General features: G+C 78.7%; 1 protein-coding gene. It reads right to left on the bottom strand.

What is annotated here, in order from left to right; all coding sequences use genetic code 11:
- Positions 1-563 (bottom strand): beta-ketoacyl reductase (locus VR44_RS39470; RefSeq protein ID WP_045952518.1); only part of this gene is annotated, 563 nt, incomplete at both ends.

Raw genomic sequence — 563 nt, 5'->3', positions numbered from 1 at the left:
CTGGCCGGGACGTACCGCGCGGGGCGAGGCGAGGCCCAGGACGGCGGCCACGTGCTCGCACACCAGGTCCAGGACCAGGGTGCTCCGTTCGGTCTCGGAGAGCCCGGTCAGCCGGGCCGTCAGGTCCCCTCCCGCCGCGCCGGCCCGCCCGGCGGCCCCGTCCGGCGCCCCGCCGGCGGCGGGGCGCCGGGCCGGGATCCGGACCAGGGAGGTGAGCAGGGCCGGCAGGGTGCCTGCCGCTGCCTGCGCCCGCAGCGCCGCCTGGTCCAGGCGGACCGGGACGACCTCGCTGTGCGGGTGCGCCGTGGCGGCGTCGAAGAGACCGAGGGCCTCCTCGGTGGCCAGCGGCAGGACACCGCTGCGGGACATGCGGCTCCGGTCGGCGTCCGTCAACTCGCCGGTGATGCCGCTGCTTTCGGCCCACAGCCCCCAGGCCAGGGAGACGGCCGGCAGGCCTGCGGTCCGGCGGCGGCGGGCGAGGGCGTCGAGGAAGGCGTTGGCGGCCGCGTAGTTGGCCTGGCCCGCCGCGCCGAAGACCCCGGCGGCGGAGGAGAACAGGACGA

Origin of the sequence: Streptomyces katrae, from assembly GCF_000966975.1 — a bacterium.
In the GTDB taxonomy this organism is placed as follows: domain Bacteria; phylum Actinomycetota; class Actinomycetes; order Streptomycetales; family Streptomycetaceae; genus Streptomyces; species Streptomyces katrae.
The sequence above is the reverse complement of the archived record's forward strand: the minus strand, read 5'-3'. Positions and strand labels throughout refer to the sequence as shown.